Source organism: Cobetia sp. 4B (assembly GCF_018831605.1).
GTDB lineage: Bacteria > Pseudomonadota > Gammaproteobacteria > Pseudomonadales > Halomonadaceae > Cobetia > Cobetia amphilecti.
Window position 1 is genome coordinate 1,571,675 of record NZ_CP059843.1, and the last position, 23,574, is coordinate 1,595,248.

The window sequence follows — 23,574 nt, forward strand, 5'->3', positions numbered from 1 at the left end:
GAACTCCTAGTAAAAGCTAGCCATTAGCATGTCGAGCAGCTTGATTGCAGGGAAGGGCAGCAAGATACCACCGAGTCCATAGATCAGCAGGTTTCGACGAAGCAGTTCTGTCGCTGAAGAGACGTTAAAGCGTACGCCTCGCAACGCAAACGGCACCAGTGCCGGGATGACGAGAGCATTGAAGATCACAGCGGATAACACAGCAGTCTGCGGTGAATGCAGCTCGAGGACGTTCAGAGCTTGTAGGGCCGGGATATTGGCGGCAAAGAGTGCTGGTAATATGACGAAATACTTGGCGATATCATTGGCGAGCGAAAAAGTAGTCAGCGCCCCTCGGGTAATGAGTAGCTGCTTGCCGATCTCTACTGCACTCAGGAGTTTGCCTGGATCAGAATCGAGATCCACCATATTGCCGGCTTCACGGGCTGCTTGGGTACCTGAATTCATGGCTAGGCCAAGATCGGCCTGGGCCAGTGCCGGAGCGTCGTTTGTGCCATCCCCCATCATTGCCACCAAGCGTCCCGAAGCCTGCTCCTTTCGAATGATCTCCAGTTTGCGCTCTGGGGTGGCTTCCGCTACGTAATCGTCTACCCCAGCTTCTGCTGCGATCGCTGCTGCCGTGATTGGGTTATCGCCGGTGATCATCACCGTCTTGACTCCTATCTCGTGAAGCTGGGCAAAGCGTTCCGCGATACCGTCCTTAATAACATCGGATAAGGCGATGATCCCTAACAGTTGGTCGTTTTCGGCTACTGCTAGTGGCGTAGCCCCATCGCGAGAAATACGCTCTATAAGACGCTGATACGAGGCAGGTACATGGCCGCCCTGTTCTTGTACGAACGTCGCGATGGCATTCGTAGCGCCTTTTCGTAGCTGTCTACCATCGGGAGAATCGATGCCGGAAAGGCGTGTCGAGGCCGAGAAGGGTATGAATGTGGCTCGATTATCTAGAGAGAGTGCGGCACCCTTATCACGAGCCAGATTGACAATGGACTTCCCTTCCGGTGTGGGGTCATCCAGCGAGCACAGGAACGCGATATCACGTAACCGATCGTTGGGAACATTATCACAAGGAGTGAATTCAGTAGCTTGGCGGTCACCTAGCGTAATAGTGCCGGTCTTGTCGAGCAGCAGAGTATCGATGCTACCAGCAATTTCGACGGCCTTGCCCGATTTGGCAATGAGGTTGGCGCGCATTGCCCGCTCCATCCCGGCAATACCGATGGCCGGTAACAATCCGCCAATGGTGGTTGGTATTAGACATACCAGCAGTGCCACCAACATGACTGGCGATGGTGTGATACCGACAAATTCTGCCATGGGCACCAAGGTGACAACGACAATCAGAAAAATCAGTGTGAGGGTAGTAATCAATACTGATAAAGCTAATTCACTTGGCGTTTTCTGACGGTTGGCACCTTCCACAAGGGCGATCATACGATCCAGGAGTGACTCGCCTGGATTGACACTGACCTCTATCACCAGCTCGTCAGAGAGCAACTTAGTACCGGCACTAACTCCGCTGTTATCGGTACCGGATTCTCGTAATACCGGTGCAGACTCACCGGTGACGGCAGATTCATTGATGGAGCCTGCGCCCTCAATGATTTCGCCATCGGCTGGAATTAACTCGCCGGCAATGACCCTAACGTAATTACCACGGCGCAGCGTATCGGCGGCCACCATGGTTTCACTACCATCCTTTTCCTGCTTACGTGCCTTGAGTTGACCTCGTGTTGCCCGCAGGCTGCCAGCGTGCGCTTTTCCTCGTGATTCTGCTAAGGCTTCCGCTCCATTAGCGAACAATAGGGTCGCGAGCAGTACTAGTGTGACGGCCAACGAAAAAACGAGATTCTTGCCTTGAGTAGCAGCCAGCACTGTATATAGGCCGCAGACCAGGGTACCTACACCGACTACGGCCATTACTGGGTTTCGGGACATGGCTCGTGGCGCTAGCCTGAGGAACATCTCTTTGACCAGATTGCTCCAATCAGGTCGCCAATCTTCGCGGTGTGAAGAACGAGGCGTTTGTGATGCAGTAGACATACGAACCTTCTCCTCAGAAGCCGAGAGTAAGTTGTTCGGCCACAGGGCCAAGCATGAGTACAGGCAGGAAGCCCAGAAGATTGACGATGACAATCACACCCGCTGTGAGACCGACGAAGGCGCCGCTTTCCATATCCAAGCTGCCGCGTCCAGAGGGGGCAGTACGTTTAGCTGAAAGCCAGGCTGCGATCGCTAATGGAGCAAAGAGGGGGAGAAAGCGTCCTATCAGAAGCGCGACTACGCCAGTGAGATTCCACCAGAGAGAGTCGTCAGCCAAACCCTCAAATCCAGAACCATTGTTAGCGAACGATGAGGTATATTCGTAAAGGATTTGAGTCAGGCCGTGAAATCCCGGGTTTGAGCTGATAGCTAAATCAGGGAAAGATACCGTCAGCGCCGTTAAACTGAGAATCACCAGTGGCTGAGCGAGGATTGCCAGCGAGATCCAGCGTATCTCACGAGCTTCCAGGGGCTTACCTAATATTTCCGGCGCTCGCCCGATCATCAGCGAACCGATGAAAGCCGCCAACATGAGGTAGAGGAAATAGCCAATCAGACCGACTCCGATGCCGCCAAAGGTTACATTAACGAACATGTCCATTAATGTTATTGCGCCACCCAATGGATTGAAGCTGTCATGCATGGCATTGACTGAGCCATTGGAAGTTTGTGTCGTCCAACTAGCCCACAGCGCCGACATGTCATGGCCGAAGCGTACCTCCTTTCCCTCCATGTTGGAGGCGCCGGGAGTAGATAGCCCTATAAAAGCGGCGTTGGGTGATCGTTCCGAGAGGATTGTTGATGTTGTCGAGACGATAGAAAAAGTAAGCATAATAAAGGCAATGCCGAGCATCAGCTTATGTCGCCCCGTCAGGATGCTAATAGCCACAAGCAGAGCCATCGGGATCAGCAATATTGAAACCGTCTCAATCATGTTGGAAAGTGGGGTGGGGTTTTCCAGCGGTACGGCTGAGTTAGCGCCATACCAGCCACCCCCGTTAGTGCCGAGCTGCTTGATAGCGACCATCGAGGCGACTGGGCCGAGTGGAATGACTTGAGTGGTGGTGACCTGGCTGTCCAGTGGCTCTAGCGTTTGTGCACCTTGATAGGTACTAGGCACGCCTTGCCACGACAGTAACAGTGCGACCACGATGGCGACTGGTAGCATGACACGCAATAATGTACGCATGAGATCGCGATAATAATTGCCCAAGCTGACCACTGTGCTATTCCCATCTGAGGCTGCGATAGTCGATGGCTTCTTGAAGAGAATGCGCGCTATCGCCAACAGCACTGCGAGAGCCGTTGCCGGTGTAATGAACTGCAGAGTCACGACGGCGAGAGTCTGGCTAAGGTATGATAGGTGAGCCTGGCCCGAGTAATGCTGCTGATTTGTATTGGTGGCAAAAGAGACGGCTGTGTGAAGCGCTGTATCCCATGGCATGCCGGGTATCCCGTCTGGATTTAGCGGTAGCATGTCTTGTGACATGAATACGACCCAAGCCAGTAGAATCAGTATGACGTGTAGTTTTGTTACGGCCCAAGCATAGCCTTGCCAAGTCATTTCGCATCGGACATCTACTCCTGACAAGCGATACAGTATCGCCTCGATGGGGCCGAAGAAGTTGTCAAAGGGGGCCTTGGACTCAGTATCCAAGGAACGGGCCATGTAATGACCCAGAGGAAGCGCTAGCCCAATGACCAGCACATAGCAGAGTATTACCTCGTTCATGGTGCCTCCCCTAGAACCGTTCCGGCCAGAGTAAAGCAGCGAGGAGATAACCCCCTAGCGCCATGGATATTACGAGTAACAGTATTTGCATTGCCTTGTCTCCTTGATGGATAAGGCAAGCTTAGAAAGGTGAGGCGTAAAAAATCTACGGTGTTCTAGAAGTATTGGCGTAAAAAAAACGTAAAAACTGACGATGTGTTGCGCTATCTAGAATAAGCTGTCCAAAGCATGTCCTTCCGTGCTTGGTTTAGTCTTACTTGTATCTCTCATTGAAGAGTACCTTGCAGCATTTGAAGCAGAATTATTTTTGCTCTCAAACGAAGTTAAGGGCGATGTATATGAATATAGCAAGCTATATGCTCTATTATCGCCATTGATTTTTCTCAAAACATTTCACTTCTTTTCGTATTTTAATCAATGGTCAGTAGTCGAGTTGTTTTGCTTGTGTATCTATTATTTTGTAAGATAATTGTTGGTCAGAGTGTAATTAAGATATTGTTAGAAATTGTAAGTGTATCTGCTTCTAATGTGAAGGCCGCATTTGTTATCAGGCTGATGGCCAATCGACAGCCGTTTGGCGCAATATTTCACAAAACTCGTTGACTGGTTCTTCATATATAGTGTTTTTTCGCGTTAGTAGACCAAAAGGGGCTAGAGTGCGACCCAGTGATAGCGATAGACGAGTAATCAGATTTGCATCTAAATGATCACGTAATACGGTCTCTGCCATCACCATCAAGCAATCACTTTGCTGTACTAGTTGTAAAGCGGCAAAGATCGAACCACATTCGATGATATCGCGGGGTGACACTAGGCCAGCCGCTTCGAATTCTTTCTCCAGTGCCTGTCGTGCTGGCGTAGAAGTCGGCTGCAATATCCAAGGCCATTCCTCAATCAGACTCGCCAACGGTGGAAGCTGTTGTCGACATAAAGGGTGATCTTTACGCACCACAGTAACAAGCGTCTCGTTGCCCAGTGGTTCAAAGTCGAACTGGTTATGCTGAATAGAGGTGACATAACGGGCTATGGCAATGTCGACCTTGCCTTGCTCGAGTAATTCAACGAGCTGGTCGCTGGTCTCGCCCATTAGGCGGAACTGAAGCATGGGGCGGTCGCGCTTCATCGTAATCACGGCCTTTGCGACGAGATCCGGTGCAGCTCCCATGATGGTCCCTACAGTGAGTTGTCCACGACCACCGAGCTGATAACGATTAATTTCCTCGGCACAGCGATCTAGGCGTGTGAGCGCATTGTTGGCAAAGTCGATGAGCATTTCACCTATAGTGGTAGGCGTCATCCCGCGAGCCCCCCGTTCGAATAGCCGACAGCCAAATACTTTCTCAATCTCGCCGAGCATTCTGGTAGCAGCCGGCTGTGACATGTGCATAGCGGTCGAGGTTTGATGCAAATTACGCAATCGTCCCAGTGTTGCTACCAATAAAAGATGTTTGTAGCGCAGTCTTGCCAGTAGTGCCTGATAGCCTTCCATTGTGCTCCTTATCGATACCTATCCGTTATGACGTCGGATCAAGGTTTTTAGACTGCGACATTGGTCGTGCAACCAAAGGCCAGCCGCGGTTAAGCTGCCACCGACAACCAGCCTAGCATGCGGGGTTCATCGTTCCGATACCGAAAAGGTATCAGGAGAAGCGTGAATCTCATTGGTCTCACTCAAGACTCTTGGGTAGAACTTCTCTCAGTATCTCTTTGCATTCAGCCCTAGAGGAGAAGTTCATGAGTGAGGTTGTTATCAAGCAAGTCCGCGCCTTTACTGTCCGAGGCGGTGGGGCGGATTATCACGATCAGACTGAAGGGCACTGGATCGATTCCCAGGTTGCTACGCCAATGAGCAAGTATCCTGAGTACCGTATGAATCGTCGTAGCTTCGGGCTCAATGTGCTCGGCACCCTGGTCGTCGAACTGGAAGCCAGCGATGGGACCGTCGGTTTCGGGGTGACGACTGGTGGCGAGATCGGTGCATGGATCGTTGAGAAGCACTTGGCTCGTTTTATTGAAGGCCAGCGAGTCACTGATATTGAGAAGATCTGGGATCAGATGTTCAACGCCACGCTGTTTTATGGCCGCAAAGGTGTCGTGATCAACACCATTTCCTGTGTTGACCTAGCGCTATGGGATCTACTGGGGAAAGTGCGTGGCGAGCCAGTGCATCAACTATTGGGTGGCCCGGTGCGTGACGAGCTGACTTTTTACGCCACTGGTGCACGGCCTGATCTTGCTAAGGACATGGGGTTCATTGGCGGGAAGATGCCGTTGATTCATGGTCCTGCTGAGGGGGAAGAAGGACTGCGACGTAATCTCGAGCACTTGGCTGAGATGCGTAGTGCTGTGGGCGAAGATTTCTGGCTGATGTATGACTGCTGGATGAGCCTTGATCTCAACTACGCGACTCGTCTGGCTCAAGGTGCACGGGAATATGGTCTGAAATGGATCGAGGAGGCGCTTCCGCCTGACGACTATTGGGGATATGCCCAGCTCAAGCGAGATGTGCCTAAGGGCATGTTGGTCAATACCGGCGAACATGAAGCCACGCGCTGGGGATTCCGGATGCTTATGGAGATGGATTGCTGTGATGTGATCCAACCTGACGTCGGGTGGTGTGGTGGCATCACTGAGTTGATCAAGATCTCAGCGCTGGCGGATGCCCACAACAAGCTGGTGGTTCCCCATGGCTCCTCGGTTTACAGCTATCACTTCGTGATCACTCGTCACAATAGTCCCTTCGCTGAGTTTTTGATGATGGCGCCCAAGGCAGATGAAGTAGTGCCGATGTTCAATCCACTGCTGCTCGACGAGCCGGTCCCGGAAAACGGCCGCATGTCAGTCTCAAAGTTGGATAAGCCTGGTTTTGGGGTTCGTTTGAATCCCGAGTGCGAGCTCGCGCGTCCCTACACTCACTGAGTTAGCTGATCACGAGAGTTAAAGGAGGCTAAAGATGCCGATCCACGCGTTTCGCATGAACCTACATAAGGGACAGGAAGCCGAGTATTGGCGCCGGCATCAAACATTGTGGCCTGAGCTCGCGGCGGCGTTAGAGGAGGCGGGTATTGAAGACTATCGTATCTTCTTGGATCACGAGACCTGTCACTTATTTGCCATCATGTTTTCAAGAGAAGATCACCATGTCGATGCGCTATCCGACCTTCCGGTAATGCGTCGCTGGTGGGAGTACATGGCCGATATCATGGAAACATACGAGGACCATGCCCCTGTCAGCGTGCCACTCGACCAGGTATTTGCGTTCCATCCCGGAGAGCTCTGATGCAAGTGATCGACCCTCATGTGCATTTCTGGAATCTTGGCCAGGGCAATCAGCCCTGGCTTGATCATCCATCGCCTAACTTGCTTGGTGACTACACACCGATGGCACGGGACTACGGCCCGGAAGATCTTTTGGTTGACGCAGGCGACATCGAACTTCTCGGTGCGGTTCACATTGAGGCCGATGCCGTCGATCCACTGGCCGAAACCCACTGGTTGGCTGGGCGCATTGAGGAAGGACGAGCGCCGAGGCTGCCATCTGCCCTGGTAGTAGGTGCTGATCTGTCGCGGCAGGATGCCGATGAGCAACTCGCGGCGCAGTGTCAGGCCTCCGAGAAGGTACGAGGCGTGCGTCAGATCCTCAATGTCCATGCCGATCCGCTGTATGACTATGTCGGTCGTCATTACATGGGTGAGCCGACCTGGTGCGCCAATTTTGCTCTATTGGCGCGCTACGAGCTTTCCTTTGACCTACAAATCTATCCCTCGCAGATGTCACAGGCGGCACGTCTTGCCGAGGATCATCCTGAAGTCCCGATAATATTGAATCATGCTGGTATGTACGTAGACCGTCATCACATGACCGGTTGGCGAGAATGGCGTGATGGGCTTCGTCGCCTGGCCGCGTGTGACAATGTCAGCCTCAAGCTCAGCGGGTTCGGCATGCTGGATCATCACTGGACAGTTGGTAGCCTCCGCCCCCTGATCCTTGAGGCTATTGATGCCTTTGGTGTGGACAGAAGCATGTTTGCTTCCAACTTTCCGGTAGACAGCCTGTATGCCTCTTACCCAACGATCTGGAAAGCCTACGCCGAGATTGTGGCCGATGCTTCGTCAAGTGAGGTGCAAGCACTATTTGTAGAGAATGCCCGGCGTATTTATCGCCTTTAAGCCAACCTTATCCTGCCTGTAAGTTTCGTTGCCAAAGGCAGGGAGCCATTGTCAGATTCAGGAGCCGTTATGCTGCTCAATGAGAAATCCGTCATCATCACCGGGGCTTCCCGAGGTATCGGGCGTGCCGCGGCTCTGGAGTGTGCTCGCCAGGGGGCCAACGTAGTCATTGGCTACAGCGGTAGTGAATCCAGTCGCCCCGGTGTCGAGGCTTTGATCGCCGAGATCGAGGCATTAGGACGTCGTGCCTGTGCTATAGGAGCCCCAGCAGGTGACCCCGAGACAGGCGAGTTATTGGTCGATGCCGCAGTAAAGCACTTCGGCGGCGTTGATATCTTTGTCAACAACGCTGGTATTTGTCCTTTCCATGCCTTTCTCGATATGCCCAAAGAGCTCTATCAAGAAACGGTCGATACGAACCTGAATGGAGCCTTTTTCGCCGTTCAGGCGGCTGCCAATCAGATGAAGATTCAAGGGCGGGGCGGTTCGATCATCGCTGTGAGTTCCATCAGTGCACTGGTCGGTGGCGGCATGCAGACCCACTACACGCCGACCAAGGCTGGGCTCGTCTCGCTGATGCAATCCTGTGCCGTCGCCTTGGGGGGCTATGGCATCCGTTGCAATGCTGTATTGCCAGGCACTATTGAGACTGACATTAACAAGGATGACCTGGCTGACGAAGAGAAGCGCCAGTACATGGTGAGTCGTACTCCCCTGGGGCGATTGGGCCGCCCAGACGACTTGGCGGGCCCAATCGTCTTTCTGGCATCCGATATGGCGCAGTATATCACCGGCGCTTCGCTTCTTGTCGACGGTGGCATGTTCGTCAATCTGCAGTAACTCACGCACGCGAGACCATGGATCGAGGATGCCTGATGCACTTACCAACGAACACCTTCAAAGCTGCCCTGAGTCAACAGGAACCACAGTACGGCATATGGGCCGGATTCGGTACCGGGTACGCTGCAGAAATCTGTGCCACGACTGGTTATGACTGGATGCTCATCGACGGCGAACATGCACCTAATAACGTGAGGTCGCTTCTTGAGCAGCTTCAGGCGGTAACCCCTTATGACACCGCGCCAGTGGTTCGGGCTGTCAATCAAGATCCTGCACTGATTAAGCAATTACTGGACATCGGGGCTCAGACCCTAATGGTTCCTATGGTGGAGACTGCAGAGCAAGCCCGGGAGCTAGTGCGCGCCATGCGTTATCCGCCGCATGGCATTCGTGGTGTCGGCGGTGGCCTGGTTCGTGCCACACGTTGGGACGGTATCGCTGACTATCTGGCGATCGCTCATGAGGAGCTATGTCTGATCGTCCAAGTGGAGTCTCAACAAGGGGTTGAGAATGCTGAGGCAATCGCAGCGGTAGAAGGTGTTGATGCTGTCTTTATCGGACCAGCGGATCTGTCGGTGAGCCTGGAACATCCTGGAAACCCAGGGCATGCCGATGTTCAGGAAGCTATTGAAAAGGTCATTCATAGCGTACGCGATGCCGGAAAACCGGTCGGTATATTGGCACCTGTAGAAGACGACGCTCACCGTTATCTCTCTCTAGGCTGCCATTTTATTGCCGTCAGTATCGATATCAGCCTGATGCGACAGGCCGCCATCGCGAACCTGAGTCGCTATCGGAAACAAGATAAGTCCTGTGTGCCCTCAAGTACCTACTAAACCAGAAAGTCAGATCGAAAAACAATAATGGAGACGCCATCATGTCTAGCCATCAGCCTATCTATCAGAACTATATCAATGGCACCTTCGAGACCACTAGTGATCATCTCGAGGTCTTCAACCCCGCCACCGGCGGGAAGATATCGCGGGTTCCAGAGTCAAGCGTAGAGGATGTTGATCGTGCTTTGGCGGCGGCACGTAGCGCCCAAAAAGGCTGGGCCGCAAAGCCCGCCGTCGAGCGAGCCGCCTACCTGCGCCAAATTGCTGCGTGCATCAGAGAGAATGTACCACGCCTAGCACGTATTATTTCCGAGGAGCAGGGCAAGGTTTCGGCACTTGCTGAGACGGAGGTCAATTTCACGGCTGACTACCTGGATTACATGGCAGAGTGGGCACGGCGTATTGAAGGAGAAATCATCGAGAGTGACCGCCCCAATGAAAATATCTTCCTATTTCGTAAACCGCTCGGGGTTGTGGCTGGCATCTTGCCATGGAATTTCCCGTTCTTCCTTATTGCGCGAAAGATGGCCCCAGCGCTGGTGACCGGCAATACAATCGTCATTAAGCCTAGTGAAGAGACACCCAATAACTGCTTCGAGTTCGCCAAGTTGCTCGACACGGTGGGGCTACCCGCAGGCGTGTTCAACGTGGTTAGCGGCAGCGGCGCCAGCACTGGCAATGCTCTGACCAAAAGCGCCGAGGTCGATATGATCAGTTTTACCGGTAGTGTGGCTACCGGGTCGAGAATCATGACCAGTGCAGCTGGCAACATCACAAAGCTTAACCTCGAGCTGGGGGGGAAGGCGCCCGCGATTGTCCTCGCTGATGCCGACATTGATTTGGCGGTCAAGGCGATTCATGGATCACGCATCATTAATAGTGGTCAGGTGTGCAATTGTGCAGAACGCGTCTACGTCGAGCGAGGTGTCGCGGACGAGTTCATTGATCGAATGGGGCGGATCATGCGAACGACGACCTATGGTGATCCGCTGGCTCAGCCTGATGTGGATATGGGGCCGCTAATCAATCAGGCCGGTCTCGACAAGGTCGATGCTATGGTCAAACGAGCTCTCGCTGACGGAGCAGACCTGGTAACAGGCGGGGCGCTCGGTGATTTGCCGCGTGGCCATCATTACCAGCCTACTGTCCTGGCCGGTTGCCACAATGACATGCAAATTATGCGTCAGGAAATCTTTGGTCCCGTACTCCCAATCCAGGTAGTCGAGGATATGGAGGAGGCCATCGCGCTTGCCAATGACTCCGACTATGGCCTGACATCGTCTATCTACACCCGAAACCTCTCTAGTGCCATGCAAGCTTGTCGCGAGATCGACTACGGGGAGACCTACGTCAATCGCGAGAACTTCGAGGCTATGCAAGGATTCCATGCAGGGGTTCGCAAGTCAGGTATGGGGGGCGCCGACGGAAAGCATGGACTCTATGAGTATACCCATAGCCATGTGGTCTACCTCGAGGCCTGAAAGCCTAAACGCTGAAATAGTGGCTTTCTGCTATTAAAATAATGAGAGGTGCGCGCCATGAGCGATAATATACAAGCTGCTGGGGGCGGCTCTGACGTTAGTAGCGAATACGAACGACAGGTCGTTCCTGACCAAGCAAGAATGGGGTTCAAGAGCTTTCTCGGCATGTACGCTGGGGAGCATACTGCTGGTACTGAGTTGATGATCGGGCCGCTGTTCGTATTGGCGGGGGTGGCCGCATTCGACGTCGTTGTTGGGTTGCTGATCGGCAATGCATTGGCGGTATTGAGTTGGTTGTTACTTACCGCGCCCATCGCGACTCGAGTACGCCTGACTCTTTACTACCACATCGAGAGAATAGCCGGGCGCTATACAGTCGTACTCTACAATCTGGCAAACGGATTGGCATTCTGCTTCTTGGCAGGCGCCATGATCACGGTATCCGCTACTGCCGTCGGGGTTTGGTTCGGATTCCCACTGCCAACACTTGCAGATCTGACGCCTAACAGTATTGGCTGGGTGTTGAGTGTGCTTGGTGTCGGAGGAGTGATCACCTTGGTGGCCGCCTACGGTTATCGTTTTGTTTCGTGGTTTGCCAATATTGCTGCGCCCTGGATGGTATTAATCTTCCTTGGCTTTGGGATTGTCTCGTTGAAGTGGTTCGTGGATGCAGCGGGGGCAGAGATCGGATCGGCTACCGAACTCTGGACCTTGGCTGAAACGGCGATCTGGACAGGGGTACGAGTGCCAGGGCAACCAGATTTCACCCTATGGCACGTAATATTCTTCGCCTGGTTTGCCAACATGGCCATGCATGTAGGGATGTCAGATCTTTCAGTGCTGCGCTTTGCTCGCAAGAGCTGGTATAGCATCGCCTCGGCTGCAGGGATGTATGTAGGTCATTTCATGGCATGGATTGCCGCCTCAATGCTGTTCGCTTTCCAGATGTACGATGCGGGCTTGACCACGGACAGTGCCATGATCGCTGCTGCCGAGGCAGGACGAATCCCCAACCCACTTCCAGGACCACTGGCTGATCAAGCGTTGGGTGTTGCCGGGTTGATCTGTGTAATCATCGCTGGGTGGACTACTGCTAACCCAACCATTTATCGAGCCGGTTTGGCCTTCCAGGCGATCATCCCTAATGTTTCGCGCTTCAAAGTGACCCTGGGCACGGGACTGCTGACCACATTCGTAGCGATGTTTCCGGGAGTGGCGATGCAGCTACTTGGTTTCGTGGCGCTATATGGATTGTTGTTGATGCCCATCGGGGCGGTAATTGTCATCGATTACTGGGTGCTCCCCAAGCTGGGGCTCAAAAACTTCTATGCCGAAGGGGTAAATCGCAAGTTCACGTATCCAGTCTTGGCGACTTGGCTGATCACGTTGGCGATTTGCCTGGGACTAGTGGAATACGCGGAAATCGAGATCTTCTTCGTTGCCTTGCCAGGCTGGTTCATCGCCGCATTACTCTTTATCGGATTGAGCTATCTGGCTCAGAGAGAAGATTCGACTCAATCTATTGGAAGAGACAGTAGCTCCAATAGTGCGCAGGTTGGGACAATGCATACTTCGGTGAAGGAGTGATCGCTATGCGAAAAGCATTACAAACAATTTCAATGTTAATGCTGGTCCTGACAGTATTGTTTCCTGTGCTGTATCTTATCGACGCTATCGATGCGTCATTAATGAAAACCAGTATTCTAGGAGTTACAATAGTCTGGTTCGTCGTCACTCCTTTTTGGATGGGACGTCAAACTAATAGCCAATGTTAATTAACTAGCTAGAATAACTAACGAAAGAGTGGGGGCTTTCCTTGTAAAAAAGCCCCCGCCAATTAATGCATGATTTACCGTGTAAAGTAATAGTTCGAAGCTATAATAAATGCTAGAATCTATTTGTAATAAGAATAGGAATAAATCGGTGCAATTACCTTGTGTTTTTATGTATATTTTCTCGTGATAATCGAGTCGCAGTAGTCTTTTTATGTGTATACTTGTTGAGTGCCTTACATACAATAGTCAGGACTAAAAATATTATTGGTGTAAGTCAATAAATTTCTGTCTACGATGCCAACAGTACCAGTTGATTTGACTTCTCTGTTCTACCGTCAGCCCTCAAGCTATGTGGTAAAAATTATACTTTAGTCAAGGTGACGCACAAAAAGTTGGCTGCTCTCCAATTCCGTTTGTATGATGTATGACAACAACGAGGTGAAGGCTACCTGTACCACCGATTCCCCATCGGGCATTCGAAAACAAGACAAGAGGATGATTCAATGCATTTTCAACACACAGAGGTCAAGCAGGCGATCAGCGATGGATTGCTATCGTTCCCCGTAACCGATTTCGATGCTCAGGGACGTTTTGATGCCGAAAGCTATCGACAGCGTTTGGAATGGTTTATTAGTCACGAGATCTCCGCTGTATTCGTTGCAGGCGGTACAGGTGAGTTCTTCAGCCTCTCCATCGACGAGTTTCGAGAGATTGTACGTTTGGCTGTTCAGACGGTTGATGGGAAATTGCCTGTTATAGCTAGTGCCGGTCTCAGTGTAGAGATGGGGAGTGAGTTTGCACGTATCGCTGAGGAAGAGGGCGCAGATGGAATTCTGCTGATGCCTCCTTATCTGACAGAGTGCCCACAAGAGGGGCTCGTGGATTATGCTCAACAGATCTGCCAATCTACCTCGATCAGTGTAATTTATTACAACCGTGGTAATGGAGTGATGAACCCCAACTCAGTACAGCGCCTGGCTAATGTTTGCCCAAATCTTATCGGGCTCAAGGACGGCAAAGGCGATATGCAGGCCCTAAATCGAATCATTAAGACGGTAGGCAACCGTTTGGCATATGTGGGCGGTGTTCCTACGGCCGAAATCATCGCTGAAGCATATCTTGCCGTCGGCGTGAACACATATTCGAGTGCTGTATTCAACTTTGTGCCAGACATGGCCGTCAGATTTTATAAAGCATTGCGATCCGGTGATGCTGAAACCGTACATCATATTTCGCGAGATTTTTTCCTGCCTTTCGTCAACTTGCGAGACCGCAAGTCAGGCTATGCCGTCAGTTTGATTAAAGCTGGAACCGATATTATTGGACGTCCATCCGGTAGTGTACGTGCGCCATTAGAAATGCCCACTGAGAATGAAGTGCGAGTCTTGAAGGAACTGGTGGCGGTCGCTAATACCTGAGATTTGTACTAGATGAATTTTTGATTTTCCTTAACAGGAGAAAAATGATGAGGCTAGAGGGTAAACAATTGGTGGGTGCTGAAGCTATCGCAGCCACAGGTACAATGATTTACGCTGTAAATCCGCAGACCAATGAGCAACTCGAACCGGGCTATGCGGCGGGCGGCACAGTGGAGGTAGAGCAAGCCTGCTCATTGGCCTGGGAAGCCTTTGACGCCTATCGCGAAGCTGAGCTGGAGATACGGGCGCAGTTTCTCGAAGGGATCGCTGACGAGGTTGAGGCCATTGGGGATCTTCTGATAGAGCGCGCGATGGCTGAGACCGGCCTTCCAAGGCCTCGTCTCGAAGGCGAGCGCGGGCGCACCTGCTCTCAGCTGCGCTTATTCGCGAACGTTGTAAGGGCCGGTGAGTGGCTTGATGTACGTATCGATTCTGCACTTCCTGAGCGTCAGCCCATGCCGCGGGTCGATCTGCGGCAGCGGCACATAGCGCTGGGTCCAGTGGCAGTATTTGGGGCATCAAATTTCCCGCTAGCGTTCTCTGTCGCAGGTGGTGATACTGCCTCCGCCCTGGCAGCTGGCTGCCCGGTGGTGGTCAAAGCTCACTCTGCGCACCCAGGAACTTCAGAGCTCGTGGGTCGCGCGATTCAGCGAGCAGTAAAGAAATTCCAGCTCCCTCCGGGTGTGTTTTCCTTGCTCTATGGTTCTGGTCGTGAGGTAGGACAAGGACTAGTCACTGATGCTCGTATTAAAGCGGTAGGGTTTACGGGATCGCGCAGTGGCGGAACTGCACTGGTGGCAGCAGCTCAAGCGCGTCCAGAGCCGATTCCAGTTTATGCAGAAATGAGCTCGATCAATCCGGTATTTTTATTGCCGGCAGCTCTAGAGTCACGTGCCGCTGAGCTTGGAGAGGCCTTTGTCGATTCTTTGAACATGGGAGCAGGGCAGTTCTGCACAAACCCTGGTTTGATAATTGCCCAGAAGAGCGATGGGTTGAATCGCTTTTTGCAGGCTGCGGGCGCTTCTATCCAAGAGGCTGCATCGCACACGATGCTGACGCCGGGAATATACGAGGCCTATACACAAGGTGTTGCTAAACTTACGCTTAGTGGCAAGGTTCGGGTCGTGGCGCATGGGCCTGCTGGGCAAGGGGCTAATGCTTGTCAAGCTAATTTGTTCGCGACTTCTGCGAGCGATTTCTTGTCTGATGCAGTTTTGCAGGAAGAGGTTTTCGGCTCTACGTCTCTAGTCATTGAATGTAACGATCAAGATGAGATGGGGCGTGTAGCAGAGCAACTCGAGGGACAGCTGACAGCGACGTTGCAAATGGATAGTGCCGACATGGAACTCGCTCGTGGCTTGCTACCGATACTTGAGCGTCGTGCGGGGCGTGTTATGGCCAATGGCTGGCCAACGGGAGTCGAGGTTTGTCACGCCATGGTACATGGTGGCCCTTATCCGGCGACTTCTGATTCACGTACTACTTCGGTAGGTAGTGCTGCCATTCATCGTTTTCTGCGGCCAGTATGCTATCAGAATCTCCCCGGTGTCTTGCTGCCAGCAGCTTTGCGAGACGGCAATCCGTATGGCGTTAGCCGCCTTGTCGATGGTGAGCGCAAAAGCTAAAGGTCGCGATAATGCAGTGTGGCTGGGATGGAGAGGGGGCACGCGATGTTACCAAGGTCTTATGCGAGAGCGATTCAAATGTCTTCTCCCACCTCCGCCACACAGCACCGTCTACCTATTCAAAGTCAAACCTTGGACTCCATAGGGAAATTAGAGATTCAGCGCCTTTGATGAGTGTCCTCGATAAGCCAATAATCCTGTCAGGCGACTCGGTTTATGGTATGTGCGGTAATGTACCAAGTTTATTGAGTCGCCTGTTGGGCGTGAGGTGTATTGCTTTGAGCTGAAAGTGCAGTCACATCGAATCATGACGTTGCACTTTGGTCGCGAAGTGAGAGAGGCGACTTGTAAAGACCACGCAGCTTGATTAGGTTTTCATTAGTATGATGTATGACGTTTGGTGGCCAGCTTTCGTTACCTCCGATCGCTCATGGTTTTGTGAGGTATCGCTGTCTGGCACTCGCGCCTTTGCTGTCTGGTATGACAATGAGGCTCTACAACTAGCGTCAATTGAATAATTACAATATTTCCAGAGTACTTCTGGAAGGAGATCGCCATGCTGACCCAGAAAATTTTGTTGCCCCGTCATTCTCTCAAGATCGCTGCAGCTGCCGGTTTGATGACCGCTACGGCTTTCCCGGTTCAAGCAGAGCAATGGAGAGGCTGGAACATACAGCCGCCTGGTTATCCTAATACGGTTGCTCTTGAGACTTTCGCGAGCGAGGTCAGCGAAAGGACAGAAGGACGTATTGAACCTAAGGTGTATAACAATGGTGTGCTCGGGGCACAGCCAGATGCGATTGAGCAAACACGTAATGGTGCCTTGGACTTTGGGAACTTTAATATGGGGCCGATGGGTCCGATGGTGCCAGCCGCTAATGTGCTGTCTCTACCCTTCATTTTTAATAGTGAAGAGAGCATGTATAAATTAATGGATGGAGAAATTGGTCAACGCTTTGCAAGTGCAATGAAGGATCAAGGATTGATTGCTCTGGGATGGTTTGGAGCGGGCTCAAGAAGTCTCTATAACAGCGACCATCCGATTGAGACGCCTGAAGATTTAAAAGGTATGAAAGTCCGCGTGATGAATAATGATCTTTATGTGGATATGATCGAGGCTCTTGGCGGAAACGCAACTCCCATGGCTGCCAGTGAGGTCTATCAGTCATTGACTACCGGGGTGATCGATGGTGCGGAAAACAATATTCCAACTTATGAAGCTAGTGGGCACTATGAAGTGGCCAACTATTTTTCATTGACCAATCATCTAGTGATTCCCGAATGCTTATGTGTAGCGAAAAGCAGTTGGGATGAACTATCGGAGCAAGATCGTAATTCTGTGAAAGCAGCTGCAGAACTAGCCGTCACTGAACAGCGTAAATTGTGGGAAGAGCGCACGACGGCAGGTCGCAAAAAAGTACTTGATGCTGGCGCTAAGATAAACGAAGTGTCAAATAAGGCAGCCTTCCAGGAGTTAATGAAGCCAGTATACGATGATTTCTTGGAAGATCACCCTGACCTTGCATCACTGGTTGAAGATATTCAAATGGCCCAAACCAAATAACTATATTTGATTTCAATGCCCGCTTTCTGAGCTTCGGAAAGCGGGTAGGGAGGCGGGGCATGAAAATATCCAGTAAAGTATTAGACGAAGGCGCTGATAGGGTAGATCACCAGAAATGCATGCCACAAGCATGGATTGATCGAACTCTTGATAACATTGCGCATAGCTGTGTCGTAGTCGCAGGTGTCTTGCTTGTTCTACTAATCATTAGCTTTGGCTGGTTGGTCTTCGGCCGCTATGTACTTAATGACACCCCGACTTGGGTTGAGCAATTTGCACTTCTGAGTGTAGCTTACATTACATGTTTGGGAGCTGCAGCAGGGGTTCGCAATAATAGCCATCTGTCGATCGATTTGCTTAGAGATAATATGCCAGAACCATTTAGGACCTTGATGCATCATGTGGCAGATCTCATTGTCACTATATTCGGGGCTATCATGGCATGGCAGGGGGGGATACTGCTATTAAGTAACAATTCGCGTCCAATTCCTATGCTGGGACTTATGGAAAGTTGGCGTTTTGCCCCTCTTGTGATCTGTGGTGTGCTGATGGTGCTTTTCTCTCTAGCCAGTATAGTCAAGCGTCATAATGCCCATTTACCCACCGATGAAGAGGTTTGACCATGGGATTAGCAATTGTGTTTGGGCTTTTCGTGCTAGGGCTGGCTGTGGGGGCACCAGTGGCCTTTGCTGTTGGTTTGGCGGCGGTAGGTGGTTTTCTATATGAAGGGCTGCCATTGTTTGTGGCTTTTCAACGTATTCTGTCTGGGATCTCGGTGTTTTCTTTATTGGCCATCCCATTTTTCATCTTCGCCGGTGAGTTAATGTTGCATGGTGGGATATCCCAGAGATTGGTGCGCCTGGCCTCTGCCGCTGTTGGTCGCGTACGAGGTGGCCTTGGGGTGGTCAATGTGACTTCATCAATGCTTTTTGGTGGTATTTCAGGTTCAGCGGTAGCTGATACGTCAGCTCTTGGTTCTATCTTAATCCCAGTAATGAAAGAGAAGGGATACGATGCAGACTATGCTGTGAATGTCACTGTTACATCCTCGGTTGCTGGTGTTGTGATTCCTCCAAGCCATAATATGATTCTCTATGCAGTAGCCGCAGGTGGTGGGCTCTCTATCACCAAGCTGTTTATGGCTGGAATTATGCCGGGGATATTGATGTGTGTACTGCTGGCTTTGGCTGCCTATGTTGTGGCTGTCAAACGTGGCTATCAAGGAGAACGTTTTCCTGGTTGGTCGTCGCTGGTCATTAGTTTCTTCTCTGCCCTACCTGGTCTGTTGACTGCCGTTATCATTGTTGGCGGTGTGCTATCTGGCATCTTAACCGTAACAGAATCTGGTGCTTTTGGAGCTATATATGCGATTATAGTGACTGGTGTAGCTTATCGCGAGTTACATTGGTCAGCATTTAAAGTGGCGGTTTATCAGTCCGTCCGTACTACAGCATTGGTAATGATTTTAGTAGGTTGTGCATCTGCTTTCTCTTATTTGCTGGCTCTCTATGATGTTCCAACATTGTTGATTGAAGCATTGGTAGGTATCTCAGATAATCCGCTCATCATTTTGCTGATGCTAAATCTGATACTACTGGCACTCGGCATGATTATGGACATGGCAGCACTGATCCTAATTTGCACACCAATCTTTCTTCCAATTGCTGCTCAATTTGGTATGGATCCAATCCAGTTTGGTATCATGATGATGATGAATCTCGGACTTGGTTTATGTACACCACCGGTTGGGGCCTGCTTATTTGTGGGGAGTGTGGTGGGAAAAATCAAGATTGAGCAGACTGTACGTACCATTTGGCCATTTTACCTAGCGTTATTCGCTGCTCTTATGTTGGTGACCTATGTACCGGCATTGTCAATGGCACTACCAAATTGGCTCGGATGACTATGTTTAATACCATACCGTCTATCAGTGGAGGTACGCGCTGATGAAGATAGCTAAGGTCGAAGCTCATATATTGGACTATCCACTTGAAGAAGCCTTCGAGAGTGCTTCCATGCACTTTACTCGTCGCCAGCATTGTCTAATAGAAATCACGTGTGAGGATGGTACTGTAGGATGGGGCGAGTGCCTGGGGCCGGCACAAGCTAATGCTGCGGTTGTCGCAATCTATGCTAAATCTTTAATAGGAATGGACCCACGAGAGCATGAAAAGTTATGGCTTGATCTTTATAACCGTCTACGTGATCAAGGCCAACGCGGGTTGACCATGACTGCCCTCAGTGGCATCGATATCGCATTGTGGGATATCAAAGGTAAATACTATAGCGCTAGTATCTCCGAGCTAATGGGAGGTCGATTCCGCGAACGCGTTCATGCATATGCGACAGGCTCATTTCGTCGCGAAGGAGTGGATCGCATCCGCAGCGTAGCTACTGAGGTCGCCGGCTACGCCGCGGAGGGTTTTTACGGAGTCAAGATCAAGATTGGTTTCAATGTTGATGAGGATATTCGCGTTATCGCTGCTGCACGTGAGGCTATCGGCCCCCAATGTCGATTGATGATCGACGCCAATCACGGATATGACTTATTGGAGGCTATCGAGGTTGGTAAGCGGGCGTCTGTATATGGCGTTGATTGGTTTGAAGAGCCCGTCCTTCCCGAGCAGATCTCTACTTACCGTGCAGTGCGTGAGGGTCAGCCATTGCCTGTAGCGAGCGGCGAAAATTGGCATGGGCGTTACGCAATGCTGGAACCTCTAGCTAGCCGAGCTGTTGATATCTGCCAGCCAGATATTTGCGGAGTAGGTGGCTTTACCGAAATGCGTCGTGTGGTTGACTTGGCGGCGTTGCATGGTGTCCGTGTAGTTCCTCATGTGTGGGGGACTGCTGTCTGTATTGCCGCGAGCCTTCAGGTAATGGCGGCCTTGCCTCCTAATCCGCCCAGGCGTGAACCCATAGAACCCATTCTGGAGTTTGATCGTACCGATAATCCATTCCGTCAGGCGATTGTTAGCCGGCCGTTAGAGCACACCAATGGTTGGGTCGAGATCCCCAATGGCCCTGGGCTTGGAATTGAAATTGATCGTAATGCTCTAACCCATTTCGCTTTAAGGGGTATTTAATTGAATCTCCCTAACAATACTCGTCCTTTGATCGGTTCAGAGCCAACCCTAAAAGCACCGCCAGGGGCTACCGACTGTCATATGCATGTCTACCTACCTGGGTATGAGTCCCAGCCAGGTGGTCCGTCGATTCCTGAGTTAGCTACGGTAGAGGATTACTATCAAATTCAAAAGTGGCTTTCGCTGGAGCGTGTCGTCGTGGTTCAACCTAATGCCTATCAATGTGATAACAGTGCTTTACTCGTCGCGCTTGGTGAACTTGGACTGACAAAGGCACGTGGCGTCGCCGTGGTTACTCCGGAAACTCCGCAAGCCGAGTTGGAGGCATGGCACTCAGAGGGTGTGAGAGGCGCACGTATTATGGATCTGCCAGGGGGAGCTCAGAGTTGTGCTGATATGGCATTAATCGAGCCTCGTATACGAGAGCTGGGTTGGCACATGATGGTGCAGTTCAATGGTCGTCACCTTAATGATCACTTAACTTCATTGAAATGCTTGAAGACTGATTTTATCATTGATCATCTCGGTAAGTTCATGGATCCGGTCCCGAGTGAAGATATTCGAGTAGATGAAATATTAAGATTGTTAGATCGCGGGAATGCATGGTTTAAAATTTGTGCACCTTATGAAACGAGTTTAGTAGGAGGCCCTGATTACTCAGATGTCGGCGCAGTTGCACGACGCGTGATTGAACACGCACCCGAGCGAGTAATTTGGGGCTCCAACTGGCCACACGTTGGTGTGCCACGTTCCCAGTATCCGAATGATGCCATGCAATTGGATGTTTTACTCCAATGGACCACTCAATCGGAGTGCGAAAAAATACTAGTCGATAATCCAGCAAGGCTTTATGGCTTTGACATTAACTAAGCACTTACATGACAAGTAGTATCTACAATTCGCCTATATTACGGTCTCGTAATAATTGTGAGTTGGCTGATATTTTAACAAGGAGATTCATCATGCTTAATCGTCTTTTAGTAACCGGAGCTGCTGGTGGGCTTGGTCAGGCTTTGCGTCCTCATCTTTCCCGTTTAGCTCACTGTGTACGATTATCAGATATCTCGGATCTGGGTGAGGCTGATGATCATGAAGAGCTTGTGGCTTGTGATCTTTCCGATGCCAAAGCGGTAATGTCGCTGGTAGAGGGGTGTGATGGAATAATTCATTTGGGTGGTATCTCTGTAGAGAGACCATGGGAAAATATTCTTCAGTCTAATATCATTGGTGTATATAATCTATACGAGGCAGTTCGACATTTTAGACAAGCTCGTGTCGTGTTCGCTAGCTCTAACCACGTCATCGGCTTCCACCCACGTACTACACGTATCGATACCCAGTGTGTACACCGCCCCGATTCGCTTTATGGGGTGTCGAAGTGTTTTGGAGAGGATCTAGCTAGCCTTTATCACGATAAGTTCGGCATCGAAACTTTGAGTGTTCGTATTGGGTCTTGTTTCCCTGAGCCGGCCGATACTCGCATGATGGCTACTTGGATGAGCGTAGATGACTTTGTTGCCTTGCTCGAGCGTGCATTTGTAGCGCCCAAGCTTGCATACACCGTGATATATGGTGTTTCAAATAATCACGAATCTTGGTGGGATAATAGTAAATCCTCGTTCCTGGGCTGGGCGCCTAAAGATAATTCCGAGCCATGGCGTGCAAAGGTTGAGGCAGCTGCAGGAGACATTGATCCTAATGATTCGGCTGTAATATATCAAGGTGGCAAGTTTACCTCTTTAGGGCACCCGGATGATTGACAGCCTCTGAACTAATTGACTCGTTGGAAAAGGGGAGGGATCGATGACTACGTTCGTTACATTGACTCAGGAAGAAGCTAGTCAACTAAGTCATGAGATTTTAACGAGATACGGATATAGTCAGCCTCATGCAGCTGCTATTACTCGTAATATTGTCGCGGTTCAGCGAGATGAGGGGCACTCTCATGGATTATACCGACTCATCAGTTGCGTCGACACTCTTCGTCGCGGTGGTGTGAGTCCCGATGCAGTGCCTCGAATAGAGGATACTGCGCCAAGCGTAGTTAGAGCTGATGCCAATAATGGCTGTTCATTATTAGCTTTTGAGCAAGCACGTCCATTACTGATCGATAAAGCTAGGACGAATGGTATTGCTCTGCTAGCGATAAATAACTCCTTTCATTTTTCTGCTCTCTGGCCAGAGGTCGAGTCACTGGCTGAGGAGGGGTTAGTGGCGCTGGCTATGACCCCAAGCCATGCATTTGTGGCACCAGCTGGCGGGAGTCGGCCTCTGTTAGGCACCAATCCGTTAGCCTTCTCCTGGCCACGTCCCGGAAGAGATCCTTTTACGTTTGATTTTGCTACTAGCATGGTGGCACGAGGAGAGATCGAGCTACATCGTCGTGCAGGTAAGTCGATTCCCGACAACTGGGCGGTTGGTGAAGATGGTCTATCCACTACTGATCCCGAGGAGGCTCTCAAAGGAGCAATGCTGACATTTGGCGCTTACAAGGGGTCAGCGCTGTCGATGATGATTGAGTTGCTCGCCGGTCCTTTGATCGGCGATGTGTTGGGCCATGAGACTCGACCGGCTACTACAGAGAACTCAGGAAGACCATGGCACGGTGAATTACTTATAGCGATCGATCCTCATAAACTACTTGGTGATACGATGCACTATCATTTGGAACACGCTGAAACATTATTCGAGGAAGTGCTATCTCAAGGAGCACGTCTACCATCACAGCGCCGGTATGAGGCTCGTATGAGAAGCAAAGAAACCGGTATCAATATACCAGAAGCTTTATATAAGGAATTAACGATGTTGCGTGATACTTCCCTTTAAGCTTGTTGTTTTTTTGCATCATTATATAATAGCTTTCATTATTATTATTGCTTTGTAAGTTAGATAATCGTAGATCTGAATATGGCTATCTTATTTTTAAAGTGCATAAGATCGAAGCTAATTTTTTAGCGCGTCAGTATACTTGCTACAACTGAGGTCGCCAGTATAGCGTTGGCTA

The 23,574-nt window shown here is 50.8% G+C and carries 19 protein-coding genes; 16 read left to right on the forward strand and 3 right to left on the reverse strand.

The window, feature by feature from the left end; all coding sequences use genetic code 11:
• Positions 1-6: 6 nt before the first annotated feature.
• From kdpB to H2O77_RS06765, 3 genes are all read right to left on the reverse strand, one after another.
• On the reverse strand, positions 7-2,046 hold the full coding sequence (kdpB, locus tag H2O77_RS06750) for a potassium-transporting ATPase subunit KdpB (RefSeq protein ID WP_215824235.1): 2,040 nt from the start codon (positions 2,044-2,046) through the stop codon (positions 7-9).
• Between the two features lie 13 nt (positions 2,047-2,059).
• Entirely contained in the window at positions 2,060-3,778 is a 1,719-nt protein-coding gene (gene kdpA, locus H2O77_RS06755) for a potassium-transporting ATPase subunit KdpA (RefSeq protein ID WP_043335793.1), read from the reverse strand.
• Between the two features lie 547 nt (positions 3,779-4,325).
• Positions 4,326-5,267 (reverse strand): LysR family transcriptional regulator, encoded by a 942-nt coding sequence (locus H2O77_RS06765; RefSeq protein ID WP_043334076.1) that lies wholly within the window; start codon positions 5,265-5,267, stop codon positions 4,326-4,328.
• Between the two features lie 245 nt (positions 5,268-5,512).
• Between H2O77_RS06765 and rhmD the strand changes: the two genes are divergently transcribed.
• The 16 genes from rhmD (at position 5,513) to H2O77_RS06845 (ending at position 23,396) form a co-directional block, all read left to right on the forward strand.
• The gene (gene rhmD, locus H2O77_RS06770) at positions 5,513-6,697 is read left to right on the forward strand and encodes an L-rhamnonate dehydratase (protein WP_215824236.1); all 1,185 of its coding nucleotides are present in this window, start codon (positions 5,513-5,515) and stop codon (positions 6,695-6,697) included.
• A gap of 34 nt (positions 6,698-6,731) precedes the next feature.
• Positions 6,732-7,058, forward strand: a complete 327-nt coding sequence (locus H2O77_RS06775) for an L-rhamnose mutarotase (protein ID WP_043334074.1) — start codon at positions 6,732-6,734, stop codon at positions 7,056-7,058.
• Positions 7,058-7,948 carry an amidohydrolase family protein gene (locus tag H2O77_RS06780; RefSeq protein ID WP_043334073.1) on the forward strand — a complete coding sequence of 297 codons (891 nt, stop codon included), beginning with the start codon at positions 7,058-7,060 and terminating at the stop codon, positions 7,946-7,948. Before H2O77_RS06775 ends, H2O77_RS06780 begins: the two co-directional genes overlap by 1 nt.
• Positions 7,949-8,017: 69 nt before the next feature.
• Entirely contained in the window at positions 8,018-8,788 is a 771-nt protein-coding gene (locus H2O77_RS06785) for an SDR family NAD(P)-dependent oxidoreductase (RefSeq protein WP_043334072.1), read from the forward strand.
• A 35-nt stretch (positions 8,789-8,823) separates the two neighbouring features.
• Complete coding sequence (locus H2O77_RS06790; protein WP_043334071.1) at positions 8,824-9,624, forward strand: HpcH/HpaI aldolase/citrate lyase family protein; 801 nt, start codon at positions 8,824-8,826, stop codon at positions 9,622-9,624.
• Positions 9,625-9,665: 41 nt separating this feature from the next.
• A complete protein-coding gene (gene aldA, locus H2O77_RS06795) occupies positions 9,666-11,105 on the forward strand; it encodes an aldehyde dehydrogenase (protein ID WP_043334070.1) in 1,440 nt (479 codons plus the stop codon).
• A 57-nt stretch (positions 11,106-11,162) separates the two neighbouring features.
• Entirely contained in the window at positions 11,163-12,692 is a 1,530-nt protein-coding gene (locus tag H2O77_RS06800) for a hypothetical protein (protein ID WP_052384623.1), read from the forward strand.
• A gap of 691 nt (positions 12,693-13,383) precedes the next feature.
• Complete coding sequence (gene kdgD, locus H2O77_RS06805) at positions 13,384-14,298, forward strand: 5-dehydro-4-deoxyglucarate dehydratase (RefSeq protein ID WP_043334069.1); 915 nt, start codon at positions 13,384-13,386, stop codon at positions 14,296-14,298.
• A gap of 47 nt (positions 14,299-14,345) precedes the next feature.
• Positions 14,346-15,923 carry an aldehyde dehydrogenase (NADP(+)) gene (locus tag H2O77_RS06810; RefSeq protein WP_043334067.1) on the forward strand — a complete coding sequence of 526 codons (1,578 nt, stop codon included), beginning with the start codon at positions 14,346-14,348 and terminating at the stop codon, positions 15,921-15,923.
• A 556-nt stretch (positions 15,924-16,479) separates the two neighbouring features.
• Positions 16,480-17,487, forward strand: coding sequence for a TRAP transporter substrate-binding protein (locus H2O77_RS06815; RefSeq protein WP_043334065.1), 1,008 nt, complete (start codon positions 16,480-16,482; stop codon positions 17,485-17,487).
• Between the two features lie 59 nt (positions 17,488-17,546).
• Positions 17,547-18,107: a TRAP transporter small permease gene (locus tag H2O77_RS06820; protein ID WP_043334063.1), complete on the forward strand. Its 561-nt coding sequence runs from the start codon at positions 17,547-17,549 to the stop codon at positions 18,105-18,107.
• A gap of 2 nt (positions 18,108-18,109) precedes the next feature.
• On the forward strand, positions 18,110-19,390 hold the full coding sequence (locus H2O77_RS06825; RefSeq protein WP_043334062.1) for a TRAP transporter large permease: 1,281 nt from the start codon (positions 18,110-18,112) through the stop codon (positions 19,388-19,390).
• 43 nt (positions 19,391-19,433) lie between these two features.
• Positions 19,434-20,570: a mandelate racemase/muconate lactonizing enzyme family protein gene (locus tag H2O77_RS06830; protein WP_043334061.1), complete on the forward strand. Its 1,137-nt coding sequence runs from the start codon at positions 19,434-19,436 to the stop codon at positions 20,568-20,570.
• Positions 20,571-21,440, forward strand: a complete 870-nt coding sequence (locus tag H2O77_RS06835) for an amidohydrolase family protein (protein WP_240548740.1) — start codon at positions 20,571-20,573, stop codon at positions 21,438-21,440. It begins immediately after the preceding gene.
• A 92-nt stretch (positions 21,441-21,532) separates the two neighbouring features.
• The gene (locus H2O77_RS06840) at positions 21,533-22,330 is read left to right on the forward strand and encodes an NAD(P)-dependent oxidoreductase (RefSeq protein ID WP_084589477.1); all 798 of its coding nucleotides are present in this window, start codon (positions 21,533-21,535) and stop codon (positions 22,328-22,330) included.
• Positions 22,331-22,373: 43 nt separating this feature from the next.
• On the forward strand, positions 22,374-23,396 hold the full coding sequence (locus tag H2O77_RS06845; protein WP_084589476.1) for an Ldh family oxidoreductase: 1,023 nt from the start codon (positions 22,374-22,376) through the stop codon (positions 23,394-23,396).
• The last annotated feature ends 178 nt before the right edge of the window (positions 23,397-23,574 follow it).

Bases quoted from the DNA above. Each gene is read 5' to 3' on its own strand.
- kdpB (WP_215824235.1), bottom strand. From the start codon at position 2,046: ATGTCTACTGCATCACAAACGCCTCGTTCTTCACACCGCGAAGATTGG.
- kdpA (WP_043335793.1), bottom strand. From the start codon at position 3,778: ATGAACGAGGTAATACTCTGCTATGTGCTGGTCATTGGGCTAGCGCTT.
- H2O77_RS06765 (WP_043334076.1), bottom strand. From the start codon at position 5,267: ATGGAAGGCTATCAGGCACTACTGGCAAGACTGCGCTACAAACATCTT.
- rhmD (WP_215824236.1), top strand. From the start codon at position 5,513: ATGAGTGAGGTTGTTATCAAGCAAGTCCGCGCCTTTACTGTCCGAGGC.
- H2O77_RS06775 (WP_043334074.1), top strand. From the start codon at position 6,732: ATGCCGATCCACGCGTTTCGCATGAACCTACATAAGGGACAGGAAGCC.
- H2O77_RS06780 (WP_043334073.1), top strand. From the start codon at position 7,058: ATGCAAGTGATCGACCCTCATGTGCATTTCTGGAATCTTGGCCAGGGC.
- H2O77_RS06785 (WP_043334072.1), top strand. From the start codon at position 8,018: ATGCTGCTCAATGAGAAATCCGTCATCATCACCGGGGCTTCCCGAGGT.
- H2O77_RS06790 (WP_043334071.1), top strand. From the start codon at position 8,824: ATGCACTTACCAACGAACACCTTCAAAGCTGCCCTGAGTCAACAGGAA.
- aldA (WP_043334070.1), top strand. From the start codon at position 9,666: ATGTCTAGCCATCAGCCTATCTATCAGAACTATATCAATGGCACCTTC.
- H2O77_RS06800 (WP_052384623.1), top strand. From the start codon at position 11,163: ATGAGCGATAATATACAAGCTGCTGGGGGCGGCTCTGACGTTAGTAGC.
- kdgD (WP_043334069.1), top strand. From the start codon at position 13,384: ATGCATTTTCAACACACAGAGGTCAAGCAGGCGATCAGCGATGGATTG.
- H2O77_RS06810 (WP_043334067.1), top strand. From the start codon at position 14,346: ATGAGGCTAGAGGGTAAACAATTGGTGGGTGCTGAAGCTATCGCAGCC.
- H2O77_RS06815 (WP_043334065.1), top strand. From the start codon at position 16,480: ATGCTGACCCAGAAAATTTTGTTGCCCCGTCATTCTCTCAAGATCGCT.
- H2O77_RS06820 (WP_043334063.1), top strand. From the start codon at position 17,547: ATGAAAATATCCAGTAAAGTATTAGACGAAGGCGCTGATAGGGTAGAT.
- H2O77_RS06825 (WP_043334062.1), top strand. From the start codon at position 18,110: ATGGGATTAGCAATTGTGTTTGGGCTTTTCGTGCTAGGGCTGGCTGTG.
- H2O77_RS06830 (WP_043334061.1), top strand. From the start codon at position 19,434: ATGAAGATAGCTAAGGTCGAAGCTCATATATTGGACTATCCACTTGAA.
- H2O77_RS06840 (WP_084589477.1), top strand. From the start codon at position 21,533: ATGCTTAATCGTCTTTTAGTAACCGGAGCTGCTGGTGGGCTTGGTCAG.
- H2O77_RS06845 (WP_084589476.1), top strand. From the start codon at position 22,374: ATGACTACGTTCGTTACATTGACTCAGGAAGAAGCTAGTCAACTAAGT.